The sequence below is a fragment of the Nonomuraea sp. NPDC001699 genome (genome assembly GCF_053596455.1).
The window spans coordinates 131,605-157,661 of sequence record NZ_JBSFGF010000018.1 but is presented as its reverse complement, the minus strand read 5'-3'; the positions used below and the strand labels follow the sequence as shown (position 1 = coordinate 157,661).

At 72.2% G+C, this 26,057-nt stretch carries 21 protein-coding genes; 11 read left to right on the top strand and 10 right to left on the bottom strand.

Annotated features, from left to right (window positions below):
* Window positions 1–113: 113 nt before the first annotated feature.
* A complete protein-coding gene (locus tag ACWCSU_RS38415) occupies window positions 114–1,292 on the top strand; it encodes an Ig-like domain-containing protein (RefSeq protein ID WP_449941753.1) in 1,179 nt (392 codons plus the stop codon).
* A gap of 81 nt (window positions 1,293–1,373) precedes the next feature.
* Window positions 1,374–2,069: a hypothetical protein gene (locus ACWCSU_RS38410; protein ID WP_357693673.1), complete on the top strand. Its 696-nt coding sequence runs from the start codon at window positions 1,374–1,376 to the stop codon at window positions 2,067–2,069.
* A gap of 46 nt (window positions 2,070–2,115) precedes the next feature.
* Here the strand turns inward: ACWCSU_RS38410 and ACWCSU_RS38405 are convergent, their stop codons facing one another.
* Window positions 2,116–5,373, bottom strand: a complete 3,258-nt coding sequence (locus ACWCSU_RS38405; RefSeq protein WP_449941751.1) for a glucodextranase DOMON-like domain-containing protein — start codon at window positions 5,371–5,373, stop codon at window positions 2,116–2,118.
* Between the two features lie 117 nt (window positions 5,374–5,490).
* Window positions 5,491–5,688: a hypothetical protein gene (locus tag ACWCSU_RS38400; RefSeq protein ID WP_449941749.1), complete on the bottom strand. Its 198-nt coding sequence runs from the start codon at window positions 5,686–5,688 to the stop codon at window positions 5,491–5,493.
* A gap of 293 nt (window positions 5,689–5,981) precedes the next feature.
* On the opposite strand from ACWCSU_RS38400, the gene ACWCSU_RS38395 reads away from it, so the two are divergent.
* From ACWCSU_RS38395 to ACWCSU_RS38370, 6 genes are all read left to right on the top strand, one after another.
* Window positions 5,982–6,848 carry a fumarylacetoacetate hydrolase family protein gene (locus ACWCSU_RS38395; protein WP_449941747.1) on the top strand — a complete coding sequence of 289 codons (867 nt, stop codon included), beginning with the start codon at window positions 5,982–5,984 and terminating at the stop codon, window positions 6,846–6,848.
* A 201-nt stretch (window positions 6,849–7,049) separates the two neighbouring features.
* Window positions 7,050–8,069 carry an ABC transporter substrate-binding protein gene (locus ACWCSU_RS38390; protein WP_357693664.1) on the top strand — a complete coding sequence of 340 codons (1,020 nt, stop codon included), beginning with the start codon at window positions 7,050–7,052 and terminating at the stop codon, window positions 8,067–8,069.
* Window positions 8,066–8,902 (top strand): ABC transporter ATP-binding protein, encoded by an 837-nt coding sequence (locus ACWCSU_RS38385; protein WP_397043673.1) that lies wholly within the window; start codon window positions 8,066–8,068, stop codon window positions 8,900–8,902. Before ACWCSU_RS38390 ends, ACWCSU_RS38385 begins: the two co-directional genes overlap by 4 nt.
* Window positions 8,895–9,842 carry an ABC transporter permease gene (locus tag ACWCSU_RS38380; RefSeq protein WP_449941745.1) on the top strand — a complete coding sequence of 316 codons (948 nt, stop codon included), beginning with the start codon at window positions 8,895–8,897 and terminating at the stop codon, window positions 9,840–9,842. The genes ACWCSU_RS38385 and ACWCSU_RS38380 overlap by 8 nt, the downstream gene beginning before the upstream one ends.
* The gene (locus tag ACWCSU_RS38375) at window positions 9,839–11,170 is read left to right on the top strand and encodes an LLM class flavin-dependent oxidoreductase (protein ID WP_357693660.1); all 1,332 of its coding nucleotides are present in this window, start codon (window positions 9,839–9,841) and stop codon (window positions 11,168–11,170) included. Before ACWCSU_RS38380 ends, ACWCSU_RS38375 begins: the two co-directional genes overlap by 4 nt.
* A complete protein-coding gene (locus ACWCSU_RS38370; protein WP_364087148.1) occupies window positions 11,167–11,694 on the top strand; it encodes an NADPH-dependent FMN reductase in 528 nt (175 codons plus the stop codon). The genes ACWCSU_RS38375 and ACWCSU_RS38370 overlap by 4 nt, the downstream gene beginning before the upstream one ends.
* Before the next feature lie 106 nt (window positions 11,695–11,800).
* Here ACWCSU_RS38370 and ACWCSU_RS38365 read toward each other — a convergent pair whose 3' ends face one another.
* From ACWCSU_RS38365 to ACWCSU_RS38355, 3 genes are all read right to left on the bottom strand, one after another.
* Window positions 11,801–12,595, bottom strand: coding sequence for an SDR family oxidoreductase (locus ACWCSU_RS38365; protein WP_357693656.1), 795 nt, complete (start codon window positions 12,593–12,595; stop codon window positions 11,801–11,803).
* 41 nt (window positions 12,596–12,636) lie between these two features.
* A complete protein-coding gene (locus ACWCSU_RS38360; RefSeq protein ID WP_449941743.1) occupies window positions 12,637–15,744 on the bottom strand; it encodes an NACHT domain-containing protein in 3,108 nt (1,035 codons plus the stop codon).
* A 205-nt stretch (window positions 15,745–15,949) separates the two neighbouring features.
* The gene (locus tag ACWCSU_RS38355; protein WP_449941742.1) at window positions 15,950–16,129 is read right to left on the bottom strand and encodes a hypothetical protein; all 180 of its coding nucleotides are present in this window, start codon (window positions 16,127–16,129) and stop codon (window positions 15,950–15,952) included.
* Between the two features lie 233 nt (window positions 16,130–16,362).
* Here ACWCSU_RS38355 and fxsT point away from each other — a divergent pair, with 233 nt between their 5' ends.
* A complete protein-coding gene (gene fxsT, locus ACWCSU_RS38350) occupies window positions 16,363–18,942 on the top strand; it encodes an FxSxx-COOH system tetratricopeptide repeat protein (RefSeq protein WP_449941741.1) in 2,580 nt (859 codons plus the stop codon).
* A 16-nt stretch (window positions 18,943–18,958) separates the two neighbouring features.
* Here the strand turns inward: fxsT and ACWCSU_RS38345 are convergent, their stop codons facing one another.
* From ACWCSU_RS38345 to ACWCSU_RS38335, 3 genes are all read right to left on the bottom strand, one after another.
* The gene (locus tag ACWCSU_RS38345; protein ID WP_449941739.1) at window positions 18,959–20,212 is read right to left on the bottom strand and encodes an FxsB family cyclophane-forming radical SAM/SPASM peptide maturase; all 1,254 of its coding nucleotides are present in this window, start codon (window positions 20,210–20,212) and stop codon (window positions 18,959–18,961) included.
* Between the two features lie 86 nt (window positions 20,213–20,298).
* The gene (locus tag ACWCSU_RS38340) at window positions 20,299–22,296 is read right to left on the bottom strand and encodes a glycosyl hydrolase family 28-related protein (RefSeq protein ID WP_449941737.1); all 1,998 of its coding nucleotides are present in this window, start codon (window positions 22,294–22,296) and stop codon (window positions 20,299–20,301) included.
* 154 nt (window positions 22,297–22,450) lie between these two features.
* The gene (locus ACWCSU_RS38335; protein ID WP_364087162.1) at window positions 22,451–23,230 is read right to left on the bottom strand and encodes a CPBP family intramembrane glutamic endopeptidase; all 780 of its coding nucleotides are present in this window, start codon (window positions 23,228–23,230) and stop codon (window positions 22,451–22,453) included.
* Window positions 23,231–23,366: 136 nt separating this feature from the next.
* Between ACWCSU_RS38335 and ACWCSU_RS38330 the strand changes: the two genes are divergently transcribed.
* Together ACWCSU_RS38330 and ACWCSU_RS38325 are read left to right on the top strand one after the other, a co-directional pair.
* Complete coding sequence (locus ACWCSU_RS38330; protein WP_449941734.1) at window positions 23,367–24,269, top strand: NAD(P)H-binding protein; 903 nt, start codon at window positions 23,367–23,369, stop codon at window positions 24,267–24,269.
* Between the two features lie 93 nt (window positions 24,270–24,362).
* Window positions 24,363–24,749 carry a DoxX family protein gene (locus ACWCSU_RS38325; RefSeq protein ID WP_357693648.1) on the top strand — a complete coding sequence of 129 codons (387 nt, stop codon included), beginning with the start codon at window positions 24,363–24,365 and terminating at the stop codon, window positions 24,747–24,749.
* Window positions 24,750–24,774: 25 nt separating this feature from the next.
* On the opposite strand, the gene ACWCSU_RS38320 is transcribed toward ACWCSU_RS38325, so the two are convergent.
* Entirely contained in the window at window positions 24,775–25,107 is a 333-nt protein-coding gene (locus ACWCSU_RS38320) for a putative quinol monooxygenase (RefSeq protein ID WP_357693646.1), read from the bottom strand.
* Between the two features lie 223 nt (window positions 25,108–25,330).
* Window positions 25,331–25,939 carry a superoxide dismutase family protein gene (locus tag ACWCSU_RS38315; RefSeq protein ID WP_357693644.1) on the bottom strand — a complete coding sequence of 203 codons (609 nt, stop codon included), beginning with the start codon at window positions 25,937–25,939 and terminating at the stop codon, window positions 25,331–25,333.
* Between the last annotated feature and the right edge of the window lie 118 nt (window positions 25,940–26,057).

The window sequence follows — 26,057 nt, the reverse complement described above, 5'->3', positions numbered from 1 at the left end:
TCATCTGCGGATGAAGGTTTCTCCCATGCCCTACGGGCAGAAGTGTCCGGACGTGACAGCACCGACCGCCTAAGGTGGAAACGACGCCTTGTCAGGCACGGGAGGCATCGGAGATGCGGAACGGCCGGACCAGCACGACCCTCGCCCTCGCGGCGCTCCTGATCGCCGGATGCGCCTCCGGCGGAGGCGGCGCACGGCCGCCGGGCGGCCCAGGACAGGCCCAGGGCCCGGTGGCCAGGCTCGCGATCACCCCCGCCGACGGCACGAAGAAGGTCGCCCCCGACACCGCGATCAGCGTCAAGGTCACCGGCGGCAAGGTCACCAAGGTGACCGTCGCCGACGCCAAGGGGCGCCAGGTGACCGGCTCGACGGCGGCCGACGGCACCTGGCGGCCCCGGTGGCCGCTGCGGCCGGCGACGTCGTACACGGTGAGCGCGCAGGCCATGGGCACCGACGGCAAGGCCGTCACCGGGCAGTCGTCCTTCACCACGCTCAAGCCCGGCCGGACCCTGCAGAGCGGCATGTCGCCGCTGGACGGCGAGAAGGTCGGCGTAGGGATGCCGGTCCAGCTCCTGCTGTCCCAGCCGGTCACCTCCAGGCAGGCCCGCGCGGCGGTCGAGCGTTCACTGGTCGTGAAGATGTCCGAGCCGGTCGAGGGCGCGTGGAGCTGGGTGAGCGACCGGGAGGTGCAGTTCAGGCCGCGCGACTACTGGCCGGTCGGCGAGCAGGTCAAGGTCGTCGCCCACCTGGCCGGGCTGCGCGCGGGCCAGGACCTGTGGGGGACCAAGGACCGCAGCCTGTCCTTCACCGTCGGCCCGAAGCACGTCACCAAGGTGGACGCCGACCGCCACCGGGCCGTCGTCACCGCGGACGGCAAGACCGTCCGGACGATCCCCGTGAGCCTCGGCAAACCCGGCGACGACAGCTACTCCGGCACCATGATCGCCCAGGAGAAGGCGGCGGAGACCGTCATGGACTCGGCCACCATCGGGAAGCCGGGCGAGTACAAGATCAAGACCAAGTGGAACGTCCGGATGACCTACAGCGGCACCTTCTTCCACGCCGCGCCCTGGTCCACCGGCGCGCAGGGCAACTCCAACGTCAGCCACGGCTGCGTCAACGCGAGCCCCGCCGACGCCCGCTGGTTCTACGACTTCACCCAGCGCGGCGACGTCATCCAGGTCAAGGGCACCTCGCGCAAACTGCGGTTCGGGAACGGCCCCACGCCGTGGGCGAAGTCGTGGGAGGAGTGGCTCGACGGCGGCGCCACGGGCAAGCCCGTTACCGGCTAGACCCGCATCTAACGGCAGGACCTGCGAGAACATCAGAATGTCGCCTTGCCCGCGCGGGTCCGTCCCACGATCATGTCGCGAATGGACGCCGACGTACCCCTGGACTACTACCTGATCTACGCCGCCCCCGAAGACCGCGGTCGCGGAACACTTCCCCTGGGCATCCTGGTCGAGGAGTTCGTGCTCTGCGACGACTACACCGCCGCGGGCATCGACTGCGCGGAATGGACCTCCGACTGCGGCGAGTGGCGTGAGTCGCCCGGGTCCAGCCGGGCCATCCGCGCCGAGCCCGCGCTGCGCGAGCGGGTGCTGCCGGTGACCCGGCGCGACGCCCGCGACACCTACTCGATGCTCGGCGGGGGCGCGCTGCCGCAGGAGGCCGAGCTGCGGGCCTTCTTCCAGTACCGCCAGGCGCTGCCCGCCGCGGCCCCGCTCGACCTGGGCGGCTCCCGGTCCACGCAGACCCGGCGCTACCGCATCCTGTTCGCGGGCGAGCTCGGCGAGCGCGGCCTGGCGAACGTGCGCACGGTCCTGCGCCTGGAGCAGCCGGAGGTGAACCCGCGGGCCAGGATCGCGGGCACCGCCACCGGGACCGCCGCGGGACACACCTTCACCTGGGAGCTGCGGCGCATCGGCCCCGGCATCGCCTGGTGCCTGGACGTCACCGTACGCCTGAGCGCCGGCCCGCTCGCCGCCATCGGCGCCCTGCTCCACCACCACCGGCAGGCGATCCGCGGGCAGGGCCTGATCCCGGTGACCATCGAACGCTTCGCCTGATGGGAGACGGGGGCAGGGCACGGCGACCGCGTGGCCGGTCGGCGGGTCAGGGCACCGCGACGGCGTGGAGAGTGACCGGGCCGGGAAGCGGGTTCAGCTCGTCGGCCTGGGACACCCCGGGCGGGGTGAGCACGTCCAGTGCCTTGGGCACCGTGCCGGGGTCGGCCGCGCACAGTGGCGCGCCGCCGCCCTCGGCGCACACCCCGAACCGGTACGGCTCGGGCGTCGCCGCGAACCCTCTGGCCTGGTCGGCGGCGTAGCCGTCCTGGCCGGTCAGCACGACCGCGAACCGCCACCCCGGCCCCGGCGTGCCGAAGGACGCCTTGGGCAGGGCGACGGTGATCGTCCTGGTGGCCTCGGACGCGCGCACCGCCGCGCCGCCGGGCCCGCGCCCGTCCGCGGTGACCCAGACGGGGGCGGCGAAGCCCTGCGCCTCGACGCGCTGCGACCAGGCGTCCTCCTCGGCGATCCGGTGGTTGCGCTGGGGGAAGGCCGCCTGCGCCGACCGTTCGGCGGCGGCCGGATCCTGGACGTAGACGTCGAGGAGCTGCGCGCCGAGCGGGTTGCCGAACGTGGGGGTCAGGTCGCGCAGCCCGGCCCGCAGGTAGACGGTGGTCGCATCGGTGATCACCTGGAACCGCCGCAGGTCGAACGCTCCGGGACGGAAGTCGGCCGCCGTCGGGTAGGCGTAGGTCCCCGGGCCGTCGTCGTCGCCCTCGGGGTCGGTGACGTCGAGCACGGTCGTGCCGCCGGTGATGTCGCCGACGACCGAGCGCCGGGCGTACCCGGTGCGGCCGTCCGAGGTCGCGGCGACGGTGAGCACGACCTCGCCGAACACGATCGGCGCCCGGGCCGTGAACGCGCCGTCGGCCCCGGCCCGCACCGAGACGACCCGCGCGGGCGCCCCGACGTCCACGGGCGCGGCCTCGACGTCCACGAGCGCGCCCGGCGCGGCCGTCCCCTTCACGGTGACCGAGCCGTCAGCAATCGTCCCGCCTTCGGCGGGCGGCGAGGTGAGGGTGAGCAGGGTGGCGGCGGGCAGGCCGTGGGCGGCGTACCGCTCGCGCACCGCCTCGGGCTGCTCGGCCGGACGGCGGGAGCCGAGCGACAGAATGAGCCGCACCTCCTGCGCCTGAGCCCAGGTCAGCGGGGACGCCGACCCCGCCGGCCCGCCGTCGCGGAAGCCGATCGAGGCGGTCGCCGGGTCGCTCCCGTACGGCGACGCGCCCAGGCCGGGGTTCTCCCACGCCTGCTCCGGCACCAGCCCCGTCCCCGACGACATCGCCCGCATGGCCGCCAGCAGCGACGCCGCCGTCGCCTGGTCGCCCGTCTGGAGCGCCTGCTCGGCCCGCTCCCCGGCCAGCACCGGCCACACGTGGCCCGAGCCGGTGTTCCCGGTCGGCCACGGCCTGCCGGACGGCGCGCACGAGGTCGGATCGGGCTCGTGGCAGTCGCCGTAGCCGTCCTCGGTGCCCGGGGTGTCCGAGCCGTACCGGTACCAGCCGGGGCCGCTCGCGGTCGTGCGCCTGATCACCCGGTCCACGACCGCGAGGCCGGCCAGCACGTCGGGGTCGTCCGCGGGCAGGACGCCGAGCCTGGTCAGCTCCAGGAAGCCGGCGTCCACCACCCGGCGCTGGTCCTCGGTGGGGCCGCCGTTGCCCAGGCCGTAGGAGACGGCCGCGTCGGGGTCGCCGCCGCGCGACAGGCGCAGGAAGTAGCGGGGGGCGTACGGGCCGGTGGTGGTCACCGTCCACTCCTTGACCGAGCGGGCGAAGTGGTCGGCGGTGGCCCGGTAGAGCCGGGCGCGGGCCCGGTCGCCCTGCCGGTCGGCGATCTCGCCCGCCGCGACCAGCCCGGCGATCTCGGCCGCGATCGTGGACGGCGAGTGGCCCGGCTGCTCCTCCCACCGTTCCACGCCGTACGCGGGCCCGTGCGCCAGCAGGAAGTCGGCCGCCGCCCGTACGCGCGGCCACAATGTCGTGTCGCCGCCGAGCCCGGACTGGTGGGCCATGAGGATCGGATAGGCCGTCTCGTCGAGCTGGTCGCCGCCGGAGTCGGGCGCGAGCCGGCCGTTGAGCAGCGAGTTGCGCGGCAGCCTGCCGTCGGGGAGCTGCTGGCGTTCCAGCAGGAAGCGGGTGGTGGCGCGGGCCGTGGCCAGGTCGCCGGCGGTGAGGAAGCCGGTGAACGCCTCGTACAGGTCGCGGGCGAACACCTCGCGATAGGAGCCGAAGTAGACCGGTTTGCCGCCGGGCAGCGCGCCTGCGTCGACCGCCTGGCCCCACGGGCTCGCCGGCGAGGCGACGACCGCGCCGGGGAAGGTCTTGTCCTCACTGGCCTTCAGCACGTTCGCCGACAGCCGGTAGGCGTCGGCGAGGGCGGCGGGCGGCCGGCGCAGCCCGGCGTCGTAGGCCGCCCAGCCCGCCTCGAACCGGGCGAGGGTGGACGCGAACGGCCGCGCCGCCGCCTGGCCCGCCGTCCGCAGCGCGGCCTCGGCGCTGCGCCCGAAGCCCAGCGCGAACGTCACCGCGCCCGAGGCGTCGATCGGCAGCCGGGCGGTGGCCACGACGTTGCCGCGCGGCGCGCTGTCGTAGGCGGTCAGCTCGTGGTCGGCGTCGAGCTGCGCCAGCCCGTCGCCGGACGTGCCCGCGTAGCCGACGCCGGCCCGCGGCAGCCGCCGCTCCGCCCGCAGCGCCAGGTGGGTGGGCACCGCGTAGTCGCGTTCCGGCGCGGAGGTCTCGGTGCCGGTGTCGGAGATCACGGGCGCGCCGGTGGCGGCGTCCACCGTGCCGGTGTCGGCCCCGCCGTCGGCCGGGCCGCCGCCGCCGTTGCCGTTCACGCTCGCGTCCAGCCGGACGTACAGGCGCAGGCCGGGCGGCTGGAGCCGGGTCCGCACGACGACCGCGTCGCTCCCCGGGTCGGTGACGTAGGTGGTGGTCAGCCGGTAGCGGCCGCTCCTGCTGGTGGAGGTGACGGTGCAGCTCAGCCCCGAACGGCCGGTCTCCAGCCGGTAGGTGGTGTCGCGGGCCTGCGCCTCGGTGAACGTGGCGCCGTCGGTGACGACGAACTGCATCGTCTCGACGTTCGTGTTGTCGATCGTGGGCTCGTAGACGTCGGACAACACGCCGCCCGCGACCGTGTACCAGACCTTGGACGCCCGGCCGGCCGCCGTCCCCACGCAGTCCTTGCGGGCGAGCCCGAAGTGGGACGCGACCCCGGGCCCGGCGGCGACGGCGGGCCCGGCCGCGACGGCGACCGGCGGCACGCACAGGACCAGGGCGACGACGAACCGCCGGAAACCACGCATGACCAGCTCCCCTCCGCCCTCCGGCGTCTGGTTGCAGCGAAAACCGCCCCACCCGTCCTGTCAACCCAGCACGTCGGTGACCGGGCCGGCCTCGTCACGGGCGGACCGGTGCCGCGGTCAGCGACCGCCGGCTCGATGCGGCGCGGGCGTGCCGGTGTCGAACGCGGCGAACAGGTCGTCCTCCTCCGGAGCCGATGCGAGCAGTTCGAGCAGCTCCATGGCGATGACGGAGTTCCCGAGTCCCTCCAGCCGCGCGGGTGCGAGGACGGACAGGTCGACAAGGTCCTGGGGGCACGTGACGGTCGGCGGTGTCATGGATGCTCCTTCGTCGGCTCCGGCCTGCCCGCGGCGTTCCTCGCACGAGGCGAAGTCGCTCGACGGGCCGGTTTCACCTTGGCGGACTTTCGCCTGCCCGCCAATGGCCTTCCGCTCCGCGCCGCCCCGAACGGGCCGCCCGGCGTGCCAGGAGGGCCCGGCGGTACCGCGCTGACCAGGTCTTTCGTCCCTGCCGGTCCCCTTCGGGAGAAGGCATTCCCATCCGGCATGGCCCGCGCCGCGACCGGCCGTAGGGTGATCGTGCCCCCGACGGACGAGAGCAGGAGCGGATCATGCGCATCGTGCGGTTCAACAGCCCGGTGACCCGTCTCGACGCGGTCGGCGTCGACGACGGTGAACAGGTGGCGGAGCTCGACGGGGTGGGCGGGGTGGGCGAGCTGCTCCGGCTGCCCGTCGCCGAGCTGCGGGAACGATGTGCCACCCCCGGCGGTCCCCGGCACAGGTCGGCGGACGTGCGCCCGCTGGCCCCCGTGGACGGCCGGATGGAGGTGTGGGCCGCCGGGGTCACCTACCGGCGGTCGCGGGAGGCCCGGGTGACCGAGAGCGAGCGGGCGGCCGACGTGTACGAGCTCGTCTACGACGCCGAACGCCCCGAGCTGTTCTTCAAGTCCGTGGCCTGGAAGGTGTCCGGGCACGGCGGCCGGATCGCGGTACGCGCCGACTCGGAGATCGACGTGCCCGAGCCGGAACTGGGCCTGGTGCTCAACGCGGCCGGCGAGGTCGCCGGTTACACGGTCGTCGACGACGTCAGCTCGCGCACGATCGAGGGCGCCAACCCGCTCTACCTGCCCCAGGCCAAGATCTACCTGGGCGCGTGCGCCGTCGGCCCGGCGATCAGGCCCGTGTGGGAGGTGGCCGACCCGTACGCGCTGGGCATCACGATGGCCGTCTCCAGGCGGGGCCGTACGGTGTGGGACGGCGAGGCGTCCACGTCCGGGCTGCACCGGCGCCTGGACGACCTGGTCGCCCACCTCTTCCGCGCCGACGTCTTCCCCGACGGGGCGGTGCTGTCCACCGGCACGAGCCTGGTGCCCGACCTGCCCTTCACGCTGCGGCACGGCGACGTCGTCTCCATCGGGATCTCCGAGGTCGGAACGCTGACCAGCACGGTGGTCGAGGGCCTGGACGCGATGCGCTGAGAGGCTTTTCATGTAAATCCAGTAGGAAATGTTGACTTGGCTGCGGGGGTTCCGTAGCTTCGTACGCATGAGCCAGGGCCTCTACCTGACCCGGCGCCCGCACGTGGACTACGGCCACGTCGCCAGCGCTCAGTGTCGCTGATCACGTACCTCCGGCAGACCTCCCTACCCCCTGCGCAGTTCTCCCCAGAGGAACTCATCGTGATCGACATCAGACGTGCACTCCTCGCCGTGCTGCTCGCGACCGTGACGGTCGGCTGCGGCGCGGCCGAGGGCTCGGCGAAACCCGGCGAACCGGAGGTGAAGGAGCTCCGCTACCAGGGCAGCGCGGGCAACGTCACCTTCCCCGAACTGGCCGCGGAGCTCGGCTACCTCGGCGACGTCAAGCTCAAGTGGGTGGGCAACACCACCTCAGGGCCGCAGGACATCCAGTCCGCGGCCACCGGCCAGACCGACTTCGGCGGCGCCTTCGACGGCGCGGTCATCAAGCTCAAGGCGGCCAAGGCCCCGATCAAGGCGGTGATCGGCTACTACGGCTCCGACGAGAAGTCGTTCAACGGCTACTACGTCAAGGACGACAGCCCCATCAGAACCGCCCGCGACCTCATCGGCAAGAAGATCGGCGTCAACACCCTCGGCGCCCACCACGAGGCCGTCATCAAGGAGTACCTCAAGCGCCAGGGGCTGACCCCGGCCGAGATCGAGCAGGTCCAGCTCGTGGTGATCCCGCCGGTCAACACCGAGCAGGCGCTGCGGCAGGGGCAGCTCGACGTCGGCACGCTCGGCGCCGTGCTCAAGGACAAGGCGCTCGAACGCGGCGGGCTGCGTCCGCTGTTCACCGACGTCGAGCTGTTCGGGCCGTTCACGGCCGGGTCCGTCGTGCTGCGCGAGGACTTCATCGCCAGGAACCCCGGCACCGTCAGGACCTTCGTCGCCGGTTTCGCCAAGGCCATCGCCTGGGCGCAGACCCGGCCGCGCGAGGAGGTCGTCGCCAAGTTCGAGCAGATCATCGCCAAGCGCGGGCGCAACGAGAGCACCGACGTCGTCAAGCTCTGGAAGAGCACCGGCATCGCGGGCAGGGGCGGGGTGATCGACAGCCGGGAGTTCCAGCGGTGGATCGACTGGCTCCAGCGCGAGGGCGAGCTCCGTCCGGGCCAGGTCAAGGCCACCGACCTCTACACCAACGAGTTCAACCCCTACGCGAACGGGAGCGGCTCATGACCGCCACGATCAGCGAGACCGGCGTCCGTACGAAGATCGGCATCCGGAACGTCGGCAAGGAGTTCACGGTCAGGGACGCGGAGGAGCCGTTCACCGCCCTGTCCGGGATCGACCTCGACGTCCGCGAAGGGGAGTTCCTCACGCTCGTCGGGCCGAGCGGCTGCGGCAAGTCCACCCTCCTCGACCTGGTCGCCGGGCTGACCGCGCCGACGACGGGCGAGATCGTGGTCAACGGCGCGCCGGTCACCGGGCCCGGCCTCGACCGGGGGATCGTCTTCCAGCAGTACGCGCTGTTCCCGTGGCGGACCGCGCTGGCCAACGTCGCGTTCGGGCTGGAGGCCAAGGGCGTGCCCAGGGCCGAGCGTACGGAACGGGCGCGGCGGCACCTCGAACTGGTCGGCCTGTCCGGCTTCGAGGACCGCTACCCGCACGAGCTGTCGGGCGGCATGCGCCAGCGCGTCGCCATCGCCCGCAGCCTGGCCTTCGACCCCGACGTCCTGCTGATGGACGAGCCGTTCGCCGCGCTCGACGCCCAGACCCGCGAGTCCCTCCAGGAGGAGCTGCTGCGCATCTGGCAGCACACCCGCAAGACCGTCATCTTCATCACGCACGGCATCGACGAGGCCGTCTACCTGGGGCAGCGGGTCGCCGTGATGACCTCAAGGCCCGGCCGGATCAAGGAGATCATCGAGGTGGAGTTCGACTCGCGCGAGGGCGACCTGCGGGCACACCCGCGCTTCGGCGAGTACCGGCACCACGTGTGGGGGCTGCTGCGCGACGAGGTCGCCGCGGCGCAGGTGCAGGAGCGGACGGCGGCGATCCGGCATGACTGACGCGCGCGCCGACGAGCGGACCCGCCCCGAGGGCGACGTCCACTGGTACGACCTCCCCGACGACGAGCCGGAGCCCGTTCTCACCTCAGGGAAGGAGCCCGCCGTCCCGGTCCGGCCCACCGAGGGGGAGAGCCGGAACCCGGCCCCGGCGAGAGCGAGCCGGAAGGCGGCGCGGAGCCGGGCGGGCGGGCTGGCGCGGCGGGCGGGACGGAACTCCGCCGCGATCCTGCTGCTCCTGGCCGCCTGGGAGGTGCTGCCCCGCCTCGGCGTGGTGGACCCCGTGTTCGTGCCCCCGCTCTCCGAGAGCCTGGCCGCCGGCGCGGACCTGCTGCTCACGGGCCGCCTGCCCGAGCACCTGGAGGCGTCGCTGGCGCGCTCGCTGTCCGGGTTCGGGCTGGCGATCGTGCTGGCCATCCCGCTCGGGCTGCTGATCGGCTGGTACAAGCCGGTCGCCGACTTCCTGACCCCGCTGCTGGAGGTGTTCCGCAACACCTCGGCGGTCGCGCTGCTGCCGGTCTTCACGCTCATCCTCGGCATCGGCGAGACGACGAAGGTGGCGTTCGTCCTGTACGCCTGCTCCTGGCCCATCCTGCTCAACACCATCAGCGGCGTGAAGACCGTCGAGCCCCTGCTGATCAAGTCGGCCCGGTCGATGGGGCTCGGCCCGGTGCGGCTGTTCCAGAAGGTGATCCTGCCGGCCGCCGTCCCCACCATCTTCACGGGCGTACGGCTGGCGGGCGCGTACTCGATCCTCGTCCTGCTGTTCGCCGAGATGGTCGGCGCCAAGGCCGGGCTCGGCTACCTCATCCTCGACGCCCAGTCCAGCTTCCGCATCCCTGACATGTACGCCGGCATCATCACGATCTCCGTGGTCGGCCTGCTGTTCAACCTGCTCCTGATCGGCGTCGAGCGCCGCTTCTCCACCTGGAGGACCACGTGACGAGAAAGCTCCACCTGAACGCCTTCCTCATGGGCGTCGGCCACCACGAGGCGGCCTGGCGGCACCCGCGCACCGAGCCGAGCCGCCTGACCGACGTCCGCCACTACCAGGAGCTGGCCAGGATCGCTGAGCGCGGCAAGCTCGACTCGCTCTTCCTCGCCGACGGCGTGGCCCTGCAGGGCAACGTCCGGCACAACGCGCTCGGCGGGCTCGAACCGCTCACGCTGCTGGCCGCCCTCGCCTCGGTGACCGACCACATCGGCCTGATCGCGACCGTCTCCACGACGTACAACGAGCCCTTCCACGTGGCGCGCAAGTTCGCCTCCCTCGACCACATCAGCGGCGGCCGGGCCGGCTGGAACATCGTCACCTCCGCCAGCGAGGCCGAGGCGCTCAACTTCGGCGTCGAACGCCCCGCGCACTCCGCCCGCTACGCCAGGGCGGACGAGTTCCTGGAGGTCGTCGGCAAGCTCTGGGACAGCTGGGAGGACGACGCCGTCCTGGGCGACCGCGCCGGCGGCCTCTACGCCGACACCGGCAAGATCCATCCCATCGAGCACATCGGCCGCCACTTCGCCGTCAGGGGACCGCTGAACACCTCGCGCTCGCCGCAGGGACGTCCGCTGCTGGTGCAGGCCGGGTCGTCGGAGGACGGCAGGGAGTTCGCCGCCCGGCACGCCGAGGCCGTCTTCACCGCCCAGCAGACCCTGGAGGAGGGCCAGGAGTTCTACAGCGACATCAAGCGGCGGGTGGCCGCCCACGGCAGGCAGCCGGACGACCTGCTCGTCCTGCCCGGCATCTCGCCGATCATCGGCTCGACCGAACGGGAGGCGCTGCACCTGGAGAAGGAGCTCGAAGACCTGATCATCCCCGCCTACGGCCTGGCCCAGCTCTCCCACATGACCGGCATCGACCTGACCGAGGACGACCTCGACCTGCCGCTGCCGGACGTGCCCGTCGAGACCGAGGGCGCGCAGAGCCGGCGCAAGCTCGTCATCGACCTGGCCAGGCGGGAGCGCCTGACGGTCCGGCAACTGCTCAACCGGCTGGCCGGCGGCCGCGGCCACCGCGTGGTCGCCGGGACGCCCGAGCAGATCGCCGACCAGCTCCAGGAATGGTTCTTCACCGGGGCGGCCGACGGCTTCAACATCATGCCGCCGCTGCTCCCGTCGGGCCTGTCCGACTTCGTCGACCACGTCGTGCCGGAGCTGCAGATCAGGGGCCTGTTCCGGTACGAGTACGAGGGCCGCACCCTCCGCGACAACTACGGCCTGACCCGGCCCGCCTCCCGGTACGCCGCCAGGCTGGCAGCGGCGGTGGCCGGATGAGCGTCGTGGCGCTGGTCGGCAACCCCCGCGAAGGCTCCAGGACGAGGACCGTGGCGGTCGAGGCGGCCGAGGCCGTCGCGCGGCGGCTCGGCCTCCCGGGCGCGCACGACGTGGTCGACCTGTCGGCGCTCGGGCCGCACCTGCTCGCCCCCGGGCCCGCGCCCGGCGTCGAGGTGGCGCTGGAGCTGGTGACCGAGGCGAGGGTGCTGGTGGTGGCCAGCCCCACGTACAAGGGGACGTACACCGGGCTGCTGAAGGCGTTCCTCGACCGGCTGCGGCCGGAGGCGCTGGCCGGGGTGGCGGCGCTGCCGCTGCTGGTCATGGGCGACCCGAAGCACGCGCTGGCGGTCGAGGTGCACCTGCGGCCCCTGCTGGTGGAGCTCGGCGCGACCGTGCCGACGCCGGGGCTGGCCGTGCTGGAGTCGCGGCTGCCCGAGCTGGAGGAGATCCTGAGCCGCTGGGCGGACCGCGTCGCGCCGCAGGTGGCCGCGGCCCTCGCGGTCGGCCACCCGGCCACCGCCTGAGACCGGGCGGCTCTCCGGGGAGCGGGCCTCCCCGACCGGCCTGCTGACCGGGCCTTCTTCAGCGGGCCTTCTCAGCGGGCCTCACCGAGCGGGCGGGGGCGCGGGGTCAACGCCAGTCGCCGGACTGGAGCGCCCCCGCCGCCTGCGGTCCCATCGTGACCATCCCGCCGTCCACGAACACCGACGAGCCCGTCATGTACGAGGCGGCCGGCGAGGCGAGGAAGGCGATGACCGCGGCCACCTCCCGGGCGTCGCCCGGCCGCGGGATCGGGTACCCAGGACGGCTCCCGGCCCGCGGCACCCGGTCCTCCTGCCCGGTCATCGGCGTGGCGATCTCGCCGGGCGCGACGGTGTTGACCGTGATCCCGTACGCGGCCAGCTCCAGCGCCAGCACCCGGCTGAGCAGCTTCAGCCCGCCCTTGGCCGCGCAGTACGGCCCCGCCCCCACCCGCGGGTACTCCTCGTGCACGCTGGTGACGTTCACGATCCGGCCGCCGCGCCCCTCGGCCGCCATCCGCCGGGCCGCCCGCTGCGCGCACAGGAACGGCCCGTCCAGGTCCACCGACAACACCGAACGCCAGCGCTCGTAGTCCATGCCGAGCAACGGCTCCGACGACCCCGTGCCGGCGTTGTTGACCAGCACGCCGATCCCGCCCAGTTCCCCGGCCAGCTCGTCGACGACGTGCGCGGCCCGTACCGGGTCGGTCAGGTCGTGGCGGCGCACGGCCGCCGCCTTGCCCGCCTCCCGCACCAGCGCGGCGGTCTCCCGCGCGCCCTCCTCGTCCTCGTGGTAGGTGATCCCCACGTCGAACCCGTGCTCGGCGAGCAGCACGGCGGTGGCCTTGCCGATACCGGAGTCGGCGCCCGTGACGACGGCGACCCGGTCGTAACTGTCGGTCATGCCGTCCCCCTGCCCGCCCCCCGCCGCCTGACGCCCCGGGCTCACGACCCCAGCCCCAACTCCGCCAGCACCGAGCGGACCTTGGCCACCATCGCGGGCTTGTCCCGCCCGAGCCGCAGATCCCGCAGGGTGAGCACGCCGCGGAGCCGGGGCGCGTCCAGCCTGAGGTGCCCCAGGACGATGTCGAGGAAGGCGGTCGCGTCCTTGTCGGCGTAGGGGGCGAACGCCTGGCTCAGCAGGATGCAGTCGGCGTAGGCGCCGGCCAGCTCGGCCGGGTCGTCGCCGCGGCTGGAGAGCAGCCACAGGCGCAGCAGGGCGTGGGCGGGCGACATCGCGCGGTCGGGCCAGTAGCCGGCGACGGTCATCAGCGAGCGGCTCAGCTCGGCCGTGAGCGGCGCCAGGGCGTGGACGAGCAGCTCTTCCTCGTACCCGCAGATGAAGTGGAAGTGGCGGGCGGCCGCCATGAACTCCTCGTGCATCCAGGAGGACTGTCCGCGGGTCTCGTGCCCCGGCCCCCTCTCGAAGGTCCAGTAGAGGTCGACCAGCGGCGGGGCGGATCCCCTGCTGCCCACCCACCTGAGCAGCAGGGTGCGTTCGCCGTCCTGCCACGACCGCTGGACCTCCACGCTGCGGACCAGGTTCGTCCAGGCGTTGTAGGCGATCTGGGACCGCCACAGACGGGCGATGCTCCGCCACCTGCTCACCACCGAGATCGGGGTGCCCGCCGTGACCGCCGGCGCCGGGAACAGCTCCTCGCCGGTGACCTCGTCGCACGCGAGGGTCAGCAGGATGAGCAGGTTGAGGCTGTAGGTGGCGAACTGCATGGGGGCGGTGCGCAGCTCGCGGACGCGGCCGGGCAGGTACGAGCCGAAGCTCGTGGAGCTGCGGAAGTACAGCGCGTCGTGGAACAGGGACAGCAGGGTGCGCTTGAGCATGGTCCGCGAGTCCCGGCTCAGTCCGCGGATCAGGTCCTGGAGGAACTCCAGCACCGACTCCCGGGCCGACAGCGGGTTGTGGCAGAGCAGCGCATGCAGGAAATCGTCGTTCGGCCGGTTGCGCCGGGCGTGTCCGGTGTCCAGTTCCGCCGCGGCCACCAGGGCCTCGACCTCGTGGGTGGTGAGCCGGGCGACGAGATACTCCCCGAAGGTGGAGTGCAGGAACTCGTAGGTCTTCCGCTTGCGGTCGTCCTGCGTCGCCTGCGATTCGTGCACGAAGAAGAAGCGCCCGACGATGAGCTGGGCGGGGTTCAACGGCGTCTGGAACTCGCCGGCCTGGCTGCTCTCCTCGGACAGCAGGCGGAGAAGGTCTCCCGCGAGGTCCTCCTCGGTCGCCCACTGGCTGTTGCGGTTGAACATGGCGAACGCCACCACCGACAGCCGCAGCAGCTCCTGGTCCACGGAACGCTCCAGCGCCTCCTCCGACAGCGCGTCGCCGGACTTGCGGACCTCCCTGCGGGCGAACCTGACCAGGAGCCGTTCGTAGAGCTGCGCCCGGTCCAGCCTGCCCAGCTCGTGCCGCAGGGGATTGCCGTCCATGTCGTAGAGCGCGAGCATCAGCAGGAGGAGCGGCTGCGAGGCGAGTTCGCCGAGCCGGGCGACGGTGGACAGCTCCAGCGGGAGGAGGGAGTGGTCGCCGAAGTAGCCGGCGTTCAGCCGGTTCCACATGTCCAGCCAGTGCCTGACCTGGGTCTCGTTGAACGGTTCCAGGTGGATCACCACGGTCTCCCGCGGCAGGCGGGCCCGGTCGGCCACCACGGTCCGGCTCGTGACGATGACCGCCGTGGGCCTTCCCTGGGCGGCCTCGCGCTCCTGGAACCCGGCCACCTTCTCCAGGTAGTTCGTGCTGCTCACGCCGGTGACCTGGAGCAACTCGTCGAAGCCGTCCAGGATGACCACGCCGACGATGTTCGCGGCCCCGGCGTGCAGGGCGGGCCATCGCGCGCTCTCACCGGTGGCCTGCCGGATGGCGTGCTCGATCTGCGTCTGCAGGTCCTGCTCGGCCGGCACCTCCCGGAGCGGGACGCGGACGACGGCGAACTGCTCCGGCGGCAGCCTGGCCGCCAGGATCTTGGTCAGCACGGACTTCCCCGCACCGGGCTGCCCCAGCACCAGCAGCGGGAGCTGGGTGGCACTCGGATGGGTGAGGTAGCCGAAGAGCAACGCGTGCAGGTCGTTCTCCAGAGGACGGCCCCGCCACCAGCTCCACTCGGCCGGCCGGGACGAGCCGGTCATGACCGCCCGGCGGAAGCACGGGCTGATGTACGCCTGGTCGAGCGTGGGCATGGTCATGTCGTCCGGCAGGTCGGCGCTGGAGATGACGGGCTGGTTCAACGCCGTCCGGTAGTGCTGCGAGAGCGCGTCGCGGATGCCGCCGGGTACGGCCCCCGACACGACCGATTCGAGCAGCCGGCGCAGATCGCGCAGGCCGGTGTCGAGCGATCCGATGACGGCACGGGTGGCCTGACGGTCGACGCGCGCCGCCCAGTAGGCGATCTCGGGCACCTCGGTGCACAGGCGGTGGAACAGCTCGGCGTACTGCCGGCGCGCCGCCTGCGGAACGCCGTCGGTCAGCCAGCGTTCGGCCTGCTCGCGCTGGGCCTCGGTCATGGACTCCCACATGCGCAGCCCGCGCAGGAACGCCAGCAGCCGGGCCGACAGCAGCCGGTAGTAGTCGTCCAGGGCCTCCTCGACCTGCTCGTACGGCTGCGTCGGTCCAGGGCAGGGCAGTTCGGCGTGCAGGAGGTGCTCGACCAGGTCGCCCAGCCGGGTGCCGGTGACGTCCGAGGCCCCGGCGATGAGCACCTGCTCCGACTTGAGCATGCGCAGCTTCCCGGAGCCGAAGTGCTCCTCACCCTGCCGGACGGCCTCGAAGAACGCGGTGACGACGATGACCGCGTGGGCCGCGGCGATCCGCTGGGTGCGCTGGTACCTGCCGAGTCCGGAGAAGCGGTCGTGCAGCGCCGTGCCGAGCTGTCCGCTCACGCGGGCGAGCTCCCCCTCGACGTCGAACAGGCTGACCACCAGCTCGCCCGTCGGGCCGGTGGCGCTGAGCAACAGCCCTCCGACCAGGCGGTCGAGCGCCTTGACCAATTTCCCCTCGCCGCCCAGCACTTTCACGGCATCCGAATAGTTGAACCACCCTACGGTCACACAAGACCTACACCACAACGGAGGATGAGCCGTCTACGGTTGTGTTACTGATGTGACCATATGGTTAGACGTCGGATGAATCAATAAATGGTCCGTTTAGGCGGGCGAAAGCGACGTTGGGTTTAATGTCGATTAAGTAATGAAATGACGTATTTGGAGGGCGTCGGCGAGGTGTCGATTCCTCGCCGACCCCGAAACCCGGTCCCTAGCGGTCGCCTGCCAGGGGCGGCGGCGGGGTGCAGTTGTCGAACATCCTGCAGTCCTCCGCCTGACGCGGCTCCTCCAGCAGCTCCCGCACGGTCAGGCCGATGGGGGAGTCGCCGAGCCTGTCAAGGTCGGACACGATCGAGGACGCGTCGATGAGATCGCTTCGCTGCGGCGCCATGGCCCCTCTCCTCTGAAGTTTCGCGAGGACGTTGATCTGGAAGGTACTGTCTGCGTGCCGGCATTGTTGTCGCCCTATTGTAGCTGTCCGGAAAGCGCTAACAGTGCTGACCGTAATGACCGGCGTGTATGAAACCTGTACGCTAATCAGCATAATGTCGGCCATCTCCATCTTGCCCCTGCCACCAGTGCGGTAATCCATCACTGGGACTCGCGGACGGGAGGCGAAAACGCGTGACGGATTCACCGGAGTCGGTGGCGTGGGGGACCACGGGCCCGTATCCCGCGGTCTGGAAGGTCCCGCCACGGAACCAGAACTTCACCGGGCGTGAGGATCTGCTCGACAGGCTGCGCAGCGGGATCGTCGGCCAGGTCACCGCCGTGGTGGCACACGCCCCCACCCTCCCGCAGGGCCCGCGCGCCCTGCACGGCCTGGGTGGCGTCGGCAAGACCCAGATGGCCATCGAGTACGCCTACCGCTTCCGCGACCAGTACGACCTCGTCTGGTGGATCCCCGCCGACCAGCCGGGCCTCGTGCGATCGAACCTGGCGCAGCTCGCGCCGAGGCTGGGCGTGCCGGGATCCACCATGACCAGCACGGAGGACGCCGCCGACGCCGTGATCGACAGATTGCGCAGCGGGGAGCCGTACGAGCGGTGGCTGCTGATCTTCGACAACGCCGACGAGCCCGAAGACCTCCAGCCGAACATCCCTCCCGGCCCCGGGCACGTGCTCATCACCTCGCGCAACCACCGCTGGGAAGGCGTGGTCGGCACGGTCGCCGTCGACGTGTTCAGCCGCGAGGAGAGCATGCAGTTCCTCGGCAGGCGCATGCGCCGCTCGATCAGCGACGCCGACGCCGGACGGCTCGCCGAGGCCCTCGGTGACCTGCCGCTGGCGCTGGAGCAGTCGGCCGCGCTGCAGAGCGAGACCGGCATGTCGCCGGAGGAGTACCTGCGCCTGCTCAATGAGCGCACCGCGAGCCTGCTGAGCGAGGGCAAGCCCGCCGAGTATCCGCTGTCGATGTCCGCGGCGTGGGAGCTGTCGGTCAGCACGCTCCAGGAGCACCTGCCCGAAGCCATGGAACTGCTGCGCTGCTGCGCCTTCTTCGGGCCCGAGCCCATCCCCCGGGGGGTGTTCCGCCCGGTCAAGGGCCCGGTGCGGCCCGTCATGGCCGAGTTGCTCGCCGACCCGCTCCGGCTGAGCAGGGCGATCAAGCGACTGGGGAAGTACGCGCTGGTCCGCATCGAGGCCGAGCCGGGTGAGGGCACGGTCACCGGCGAGCGCACGATCCAGGTCCACCGGCTCATCCAGGCGCTGCTGAGAGAGGGCCTGGCGGCCGACACCCAGGACCAGATCCGGACGGAGGTGCACTCCCTGCTGGCCGGAGCGGCGCCCGGCGACACCGGCGACCCCGCGAACTGGCCCCGCTTCGACGCCCTGCTCGCCCACGTCGCACCGACCAGGCTGGCCGACAGCCGGCGCGGAGACGTGCGGGAGTTCGCGCTGCGGATCCTCGAATACCTGATGGCCTCCGGCAACCACAACGTCGCGCGCACGCACGTCGACAGCTTCCTGGAGCGGTGGACCGCCGACTCCGGCCAGCAGGACATGAGCGTGCTGCGGGCGCGGCGCGTCAAGGGCGACCTGCTCCGCTTCCTGGGCCGCTACGACGAGGCGTACGACCTGGACACCGCCACGCTCGCCGCGATGCGGGAGGTGGCCGGCGACGAGCATCGCGACACCCTGGTCCTGCGCAACGGCATCGGCGCCGACCTGCGCGGCCGCGGCCTGTTCGTCGAGGCGCGCGAGCACGACACCGAGTCGGTGAGCCTGCACCAGGCCGTGCTCGGCCCCGACAACGCCCGTACGCTCATGGCGGTCAACAACCTGGCGCTCGACCTCGGGCTCAACAGCGACTACCGCGGCGCGCGGACACTGCTGGAAGAGGCGCTGAGGGCGGCTCAGCTCTCCGAGTCGGCCGTGAGCCGGGGCACGGTCCTGAACCTGTGGGCCAGCCTGAGCCGCATGACCCGGCTCTGCGGAGACTACGCCGAGGCCTGCGACATCGGCGAGGAGGCGCTGGCCTACGGCCAGGAGCAGCTCGACGCCGATCATCCGCGCATCCTGCTCACCCAGAAGGACCTGGCCATCGCCCGGCTCAGGGTGGGGGAGGCGGCCGAGGCCCTCGAACTCGCCGCCACCGTGCACGCGCGCTACGTGCGCAACTACGGCATCGACCATCCGAGCACGCTGGGCGCTGCCTTGTGCCTGGCCAACGCGTTCCGGGTCAACGACCTGATCGACCGGGCGTTCAAGCTGGCCCAGGACGCCATGGTGCGCTATCCGCGGGTGTACGGGGCCGACCATCCGTACTATTTCGGCTGCGCCAGCAACGTGGCGGTCCTGCTGCGGGTGCGCGGCGACGTGGAGGGCGCCCGCGAGCTGAACGAACGCGTCATCAACGGGCTGCGGGCCAAGGTGGGCGGTGGCCACCACTACGTGCTGACCGTCTCCGTCAACCTCGCCAGCGACCTGGCCGCCCTCGGCGAGCTCGAAGCGGCCTGCCGGCTGGGCAGGGACACGCATCGGCAGCTCGGCCCCCTGGTGGGGGAGCAACATCCCACCACCCTCGCCTGTGCCGCCAACCTCGCCGCGGACCTGGCCAGGGCCGACCACAAGGAGGAGGCGGACGCCCTGCGCGAGGAGACGCTGCGCCACTACCGCGAGACGCGCGGCATGGAGCATCCCGACGCGCGGGCGGCGGACGAAGGCCGCCATCTCGACCTGGACTTCGACCCCCCACCCGTGTGACGGGCGGGCGCGGCGTTCACCCTCCGCGTTCGCTCCCCGCCGGGGGCGGCCCGGACAGCGGGGCCAGCTCCTCGTGGAGCGCGCCCCGGATGTGCGTGATCAGCCGGTACAGGTCGCGGCTGTAGACGGACGGATTGCGGAAGCCGCTGCCGTCGCGGTACCGATGCGGGTAGAGGCCGCCCCCGCAGATCCCCACGATGTCGCAGGACGCGCACGTCTCCGACATCGCGTCACGGCCGATCTGCCGGGCCACGATGGCCGGTTCGAGCAGGGCCCTGTCGAAGGAGTCGCGCAGCACGTGCAGCGGGGTGCGCGTCGCTCCCTCGTAGGCGGACTTGAGGGTGTCGACCTGCTCGATGCTGCCGTCCGTCTCCACCACGACGACGGCCACGGGCGCCAGCCCGATCGACTCGCTCCTGGACGGGCTGCCGCACAACTGCCGGATGATCTCGTTGAACAGCCGGACGCGGGTCGTCCTGGGCCGGACCGAACGCCAGTGCTCGAAGACGGCGACGAGCCAGTCGCCGTACGGCCGCGCGGTCGCCGACCAGCCGGGCGGCGGGGTCTCCCAGTTGCCGTGCGGCAGCAGGAAGTCGACGGTCGGCGGCTGGAACTCCAGCAGGGCCTTGTAGGTGACGACAGGGTCGTTGGCCAGGTCGAGCGTGCACAGCAGGCCGCTGAACAAGTGGCGATAGGCGGGGGAGGTGAGCCGGGCCAGCCCGGCGCGCACCTTCGGGTAGCTGCCCTCCCCGTCGGCGCGCCGGCGGTGGCGGTCGTGCCCGTCGGCGTCACCGTCGAGGCTGACGCCGACGTACACGTCGAGCTCGGCCAGCAGGTCCAGGAACGCCTCGCTGAGCAGGACGCCGTTGGTCTGCACCTGGACGACCGCGTCCGTCCGCTCGCCGAGCGCCGATCTCAGGGCGTTCACCGTGTACCGGACGTGTGGCATGCCCGCCAGCAGGGGTTCGCCGCCGTGCAGGGTGATCTCCACGCTCTTCAGCTGGTGGGCCTCGGCGTGCTCGGCGATGCGGGCGGCCACGCGGTCGATGGTCGGCTTCGCCATGCTGCGCGGCTGGCGGCGCCAGCTCTGGTCGGCCATCTCGTACATGTAGCAGTAGTCGCAGGCGAGGTTGCAGCGGCTGTGCAGCTTGAGGATGAACTGACGGAAGGCGGTGGGGCGCCAGCCGGACTCCAGGAGGAGCCCGACGTCGAGGTCGGCAGGCCATTCGTTGCCGCCCGGACCGGGGGGCGCTCCGCCGTCTCCGTGCACGTCGATCAGCTCCTGGGACGAATGTGCTCCTCCATCATGGCCGCAGGAATCACGCTGTCAAAATCCCTTCGCCGGTGTTTCCGGGCTCACCAGGGGGAGGGGGCCGGGGGTGTGACCACTGGGGGGCGGTCGTCGCAGGTGAGGGTGTTGGGGAGGAGCCAGGGGGCGAGCCAGCCGTCGTTGCCGCCGCCGTCCGTCAGTGAGAACTCCGAGCCGGACGGGGTGAAGTGGAAGGTGCCGCAGTTGTTGACGGCGACCGCGCCCACGTTGCGGGCGTCCACGTTCTCGAAGGTGGCCGAGCCGGCGGCGCGGGCGCTGAGCACCGAGGTGCCGGTGCCGTCCACCCGGACGTCCTTGAAGCGCAGGTTCGTGATGGAGTAGAGGTCCTTGACGGGCCAGTCGGCGACCAGCATCACGGCGTTGTAGGTGTTGTCGAGGTAGTGGTCGCCGGTCACCCGGACGTCGGCGTCGATGTTCCGCTCCAGGGCGTAGAACCAGATGGCGCCGAGGCCGATGTTCCAGTTCAGCTCGTACGTGCCCGCCCGCACGGTGGTGTTGCCGGTGATGTCCAGGCGGCCGGTGAACGGCTCGGCGCCGAAGCGGGAGCCGACCTGCAGCGCGCTGCCCTCCCGGACGGGGTCGGCGACCAGGTTGGCCGAGACCGTGTTGTCCGTGCCGCCGTAGATCGCGATGCCGTTGGCCAGCACCGGCGTCTGCACGGTGTTGTGGTCGAACGTGTTGCGCGCGTTCGCCGTCCTCTCCGACCACATGGCCAGGCCGTCGTCGCCGGAGTTGCGGACGAAGTTGTCCGACACGACCGAGCCGGTGACGCCGGTGTGCAGGTTGAGCCCGTCGGCGATCTGGTCGGCGATCACGTTGCCGGTGACGTGGGTGCCGCTCATGGGCCCGTCGAACCAGAGGCCGACCTTGGTGTGGTGGATGTGGAGGCCCTTGATCGTGGAGTCGCTCATCGCGCCGCCGACGCCGTTGACCTGGTCGGTGTCGATCCGCTCGCGGACGTCGCCCTCGATGGCGAACCCGGACAGGTGCACGTTCCGGCTGCCGCCGTCCTTGGCGTCCTTGCCGTAGAAGCCGACGCCGGTGTGGACGGACCCGTCGGGCGCCGGGGTGTCGAGGGCGACCTCGCGGCCCTTGATGATCGTGTACCAGCTTCCCGCGCCGGTGATCGTCACGTCGTCCACGACGATGTGCCGGTTCACCTGGTACGTGCCGGGCGGGACGTACACCTTCAGGTGGGTGCGCCGGGCGAAGGCGACGGCCCGGTCGAAGGCGGACGAGGACTCGCGGCGGCCGGACGGGTCGGCGCCGAAGGCCAGCACGTTGGCCGCCACCGGCTCGATCCGCGGCGGGGCGACGAGCTCGGAGTCCAGCAGGTCGATGACCGTCCAGGCGGCGCCGGAGCCCGCCGTCAGCCGGATCCGGTCGCCCGCCCGGTACGTGCGCCCGAGCAGCAGGCGCTGCTCGTCGTAGAAGTGGCTGGGCCGGAACGGCTTGGTGATCGCCGGGGCCGGGGTGGTGGCGCTGGGCACACAGGAGCACTCGGTGATCCACCAGTCCGGGTGCAGCAGGTCGGCGCCGGGGTCGTTGGTGAAGGGGTACTGGTTGTACAGCCACGAGTACTGCGAGGTCAGCGTCATGGTCGCCCGGTGGCGGCCGTTGACCGCCACGTCCAGCGGCGCGGTGATGCCGCCGCCCGAGGGCGCGTCGGGGATGCTGTAGCGCACCGTGATCGCGTTGGCCGCGGCCGGGAGGGTGAACTCGACGTGCCGTCCGGGGGTCAGCCTGACGGCCCGCCGCCCGGACGCCTCGGCGGGCAGCGTGTACGCGCTGCGGTCGGGGCCGATGACCGTGCCGTCCGTCGCGGCGTTCTCGGCCTCCTGCTCGGCGAAGCCGACGCGCGCGCCCCGGCCGGCGACCAGCGCCGGGTCGAGGGCGGCCCGCGTCACGACGGGCCGCTGTGCCGTGGTGGCGGCCTCCGCGGGGACGGCGATCGAGACGAGGGGGAGGCCGAGAGCCGCGGCGAGCACCGCCACGACCCTCCGGGATGTGCTCGTGAGTGACATCCGAAGCTCGATTCTCTCGGGGGGTGAGGTGACAGTAGGACCCCACGACCCCGGGACACAAGGCTCCTGCGAAGGAGTTTCGTAACGTTGTTGTCGAGCTTCGAGACACTATCGATTTCTTGCGACAGTTACGCAAACTGCTTGCAAGCGGCCGTCATGGGAGCCAGCTCACCCGGCCGTGCAGCGCCGCGTACCCGACGAAGGCCACCACGTCGATCAGCGTGTGCGCGATCACCAGCGGCATCGCGCGCCCCCACCGCTGGTACAACCGCCCGAACACCAGCCCCATCACCACGTTCCCGACGAACCCCCCGAACCCCTGATACAGGTGGTAAGACCCCCGCAACACCGACGAAACGGCCACCGCCCGCCACGGCCCCCAGCCCGCCTGGTCCAGCCGGTGCAACAGGTAGCCGGCGACCAGCACCTCCTCCAGCACCCCGTTCTGCGCCGCGGCCAGCAGCAGCACCGGCACCCGCCACCACACCTCCGGCAACTGCCCCGGCACCACCGTCAGGTTGACGCCCAGCGCGTAGACCACCAGGTAGAAGGCCAGCCCCGTGCCGCCGATCGCGGCGGCGAGCAGCGCGCCGCGCAGCGTGTCGCGGCCCGGCTCGCGCAGGTCCACCCCGATCGTCCGCAGCGACTCGCCCGACCGGACCAGCAGGTACGCCACCAGCGCGACCGGCGCCACCGAGATCGCGATGTCCACGAGCTGCAACGTCAGGTCCAGCCACGGACGTCCCGGCGCCAGCGAGCCGACGAGCACGGCCTGCTGCCCCTTCAGCTCCTTGGGCGCGGTCAGCGCGCCGATCAGCCGGACCAGCGACAGCAGCCCGCTGGCGCCGAGCGAGACCGACAGCACGACGAGGATCTCGGCCTTGATGAGTCTGGGGCCGAGGGCCGGAGCGGGTGCGAGTGACTGGGTGTGCATGGGCCGCAGAGTAGCCGTCCATCGCTCCGATCCGGATAAAGCACCCCTTGTCGGCGGGTCTCGGGGCTCGATCGGGTCACCGTTCGGGTTCGTGGCCTGATGTCACACTTCCCGCCCCGGGGTTCTCTCAGGGGGCATGAACGACATGATTCTCGTCACCGGTGCCACCGGGGCGTTCGGACGTCCGCTGGTCGAACTGCTCACCGCCCAAGGGGCCAAGGTGCGGGCCGTCACCCGTTCGGCGGGGCCGGTGCGGCTGCCCGCCGGGGTCGAGGTCGTCGAGGGCGACCCCGCCCGCCCCGACACCCTCGCCCATCACCTGGACGGCGTCACCGCCGTCTTCCTGCACCCGCGCGCCATCGGCGACGGCGCGCCCGGCCTGCTCGCCCGCGCCGCCGACCGCGGGGCGCGGCGGGTGGTGGCCCTGTCCGCGATGAACGCCGACGACCCCCTCGACGAGCAGCCCTCCCGCTTCCGCGGCGACCGCAACAAGGAGGCCGAGGCCGCGGCCGTGGGCAGCGGCCTGGAGTGGACCAGCCTGCGCGCCGCCTCCTTCGCCGGCAACGCCCTCCAGGCGTGGGCCCCGCAGATCCGGGCCGGGGACGTCGTCCGGTACGTGCACGCCGGCTTCCAGGAGGTGCCGATCGACGAGCGGGACCTGATCGAGGTGGCCGCCAAGGCGCTGCTCGGCGAGCACCCCGGCGAGCACCCCGGTGGCCACTCCGGCGGGCGGCTCGGCGGGCGGCTGGAACTGACCGGGCCCGAGTCGCTGACCCATGCCGCGATGGTGGCGGTGATCGGCGAGGCGATCGGCCGGCCGCTGCGGTTCGAGGAGATCCCGCCGGAGGCCGCCGAACGGCACCTGGTCGCGGGCGGGCTGCCCGAGCCGTTCGTCCACGCCCTGCTGGCCCGGTACGCCCGGTACGCGGCCCGCCCGCAGCACCCGGTCACCGGGGACGCCGCCGCGGCACTCGGCCGTCCACCCCGCACCTTCGCCACCTGGGCCACCACCCACGCCCCGGCCTTCCACCACCCCTGACAAACCCGCCCCACCCTCCGCCCATCGGCCTGAACGGGCCGCGGCTCGTCCGTGGGCGTTTTTTCACCTGTACGGCCGGGATCGGAGGTTCTCGTGGTTCACTCCACCGCCTACGTCGTCACCGCGCTGGTGACGATCGGCTTCAACGCCTTCTCCGGGTTCGCCGCCATGACCCGACTCAAGCCGGTCATGCGGACGCTCGGCCCCGCGCTCGACCGGGCCGGGGTGCCGGAGTCGTGGTTGGTCTGGCCGATCGGCGCGCTCAAGGCGGCCGGCGCGGCCGGGCTGGCGCTCGGCCTGCTGGGTGTGCCCCTGGCCGGGACGGCGGCCGCGGCCGGGCTCGTCCTCTACTTCGTCTGCGCCCTCTTCACCCACCTGCGCGTCGACGACCGCTCGCCGCAGTTCTACCTGGCGATCGTGTTCCTGGCGCTCGCGGTCGCCACCCTGGCGCTGGACCCCGCGCTGGTGGTGCGGCTCTGAGCGGTGGTGTCGCTCTGGGCGGTGGTCAGTCCCGTTCGGGGACGGCCAGCTCGCCCAGGAGCGACCAGTCGTCCTGCGGGACGTTCGCGTTGACGATGCGCGGCGTCTCGGCCAGGTAGCCGGGCAGCACCTGCTGGGCCTGCTTGAAGTGCGCCGACGTCACGTGCGCGGCTCCGGCGTCCTCGTCGCGGAAGGCTTCGACGAGGACGTACTCGGCCGGGTCGTCGAGGCTGCGCGACCAGTCGAACCACAGGCAGCCCGGCTCGGCGCGGGTGGCCTCGGTGAACTCGGCCGAGATCTCCGGCCAGCGGCCGGCGTGCTCCGGCAGGACGCGGAACTTGGCGGTGATGAAGATCATGACGAGAACTCTCCGTGGTCGGTGGCGTTACGGCACGAGACTAGCCGCAGACCACCGCCCGTCCGCGTCCGCCACCAGGCGCGCCGGACGCGCCGTGCCACCGACCGCACCACAGGCCACCGCCCGTGCCACCTGGTCACGCCGCTGACCGGCGTCAGGCCGCCTGGTCACGCCACTGACCGGCGTCAGGGCCGCCTGATCACGGCGCAGGCCGGCGCGTGGGTTACTTGATCACGCCGCAGGCCGTTCGGCCGCCTGCGTCGCCGGTTCTGAGGGTGGCCTCGTCAGGGCCGTTCGGGGCGTAGCGGGCGGGGATGTTGGCCAGGTTGTCGGGGAGCGCGTGCACGACGATCGCGCTGCCGTCGGCATCGGTCAGCTCGCGCAGCCCGAACCGGTCGGTGACGATCGACGCGGTGCCCGACCCGTCCTTGCCGACCAGCAGCGGCGGCAGGTCGCCCGAGTGCCCGGCGTGGCTGCCGCCGCCGGCCAGGTCGAGGTGGCCCCCGGCGGTGAAGAAGGGGGAGACCTGGCCGGTCGCAGGATCGACGGCCTGCGGGTCGCACAGGCCCGTCGTGTGGATGTGGAAGCCGTGGAAGCCGGGCGTCAGACCTTTGACGGAGACCGAGACGCGCGCCGTCCCGAACCCCTCGCGCAGGATGCTGAGCCTGCCGACCGCGACGCCGTGGGTGTCGCGGATGACCACGGGCCGCGGGTCGCCCGGCCGCGAGGCGGTGGCGTCGGCCACCGCTCCCGCGCCGATCGCGGCGACCCCGGCGGCGAGTGCGAGGCAGAGCGCCAGATGTGTCCGGCTGAACGTCCGTGCCTTGGGCATGGAGAGACCGTCCCTCGTGAGGCGGAGATGTGCGGACTCATCGAGGGTATGGGCGGGCCGCGTGCCCTGTCGTATAGCTCTTGAGTCGCCGGTCGGCGTTATGGGGCCGGGGCGGGGA

Coding starts and splice junctions, on each gene's coding strand:
- ACWCSU_RS38415 (WP_449941753.1), top strand. CDS start 114: ATGCGGAACGGCCGGACCAGCACGACCCTCGCCCTCGCGGCGCTCCTG.
- ACWCSU_RS38410 (WP_357693673.1), top strand. CDS start 1,374: ATGGACGCCGACGTACCCCTGGACTACTACCTGATCTACGCCGCCCCC.
- ACWCSU_RS38405 (WP_449941751.1), bottom strand. CDS start 5,373: ATGCGTGGTTTCCGGCGGTTCGTCGTCGCCCTGGTCCTGTGCGTGCCG.
- ACWCSU_RS38400 (WP_449941749.1), bottom strand. CDS start 5,688: ATGACACCGCCGACCGTCACGTGCCCCCAGGACCTTGTCGACCTGTCC.
- ACWCSU_RS38395 (WP_449941747.1), top strand. CDS start 5,982: ATGCGCATCGTGCGGTTCAACAGCCCGGTGACCCGTCTCGACGCGGTC.
- ACWCSU_RS38385 (WP_397043673.1), top strand. CDS start 8,066: ATGACCGCCACGATCAGCGAGACCGGCGTCCGTACGAAGATCGGCATC.
- ACWCSU_RS38380 (WP_449941745.1), top strand. CDS start 8,895: ATGACTGACGCGCGCGCCGACGAGCGGACCCGCCCCGAGGGCGACGTC.
- ACWCSU_RS38370 (WP_364087148.1), top strand. CDS start 11,167: ATGAGCGTCGTGGCGCTGGTCGGCAACCCCCGCGAAGGCTCCAGGACG.
- ACWCSU_RS38365 (WP_357693656.1), bottom strand. CDS start 12,595: ATGACCGACAGTTACGACCGGGTCGCCGTCGTCACGGGCGCCGACTCC.
- ACWCSU_RS38355 (WP_449941742.1), bottom strand. CDS start 16,129: ATGGCGCCGCAGCGAAGCGATCTCATCGACGCGTCCTCGATCGTGTCC.
- ACWCSU_RS38340 (WP_449941737.1), bottom strand. CDS start 22,296: ATGTCACTCACGAGCACATCCCGGAGGGTCGTGGCGGTGCTCGCCGCG.
- ACWCSU_RS38335 (WP_364087162.1), bottom strand. CDS start 23,230: ATGCACACCCAGTCACTCGCACCCGCTCCGGCCCTCGGCCCCAGACTC.
- ACWCSU_RS38330 (WP_449941734.1), top strand. CDS start 23,367: ATGAACGACATGATTCTCGTCACCGGTGCCACCGGGGCGTTCGGACGT.
- ACWCSU_RS38320 (WP_357693646.1), bottom strand. CDS start 25,107: ATGATCTTCATCACCGCCAAGTTCCGCGTCCTGCCGGAGCACGCCGGC.
- ACWCSU_RS38315 (WP_357693644.1), bottom strand. CDS start 25,939: ATGCCCAAGGCACGGACGTTCAGCCGGACACATCTGGCGCTCTGCCTC.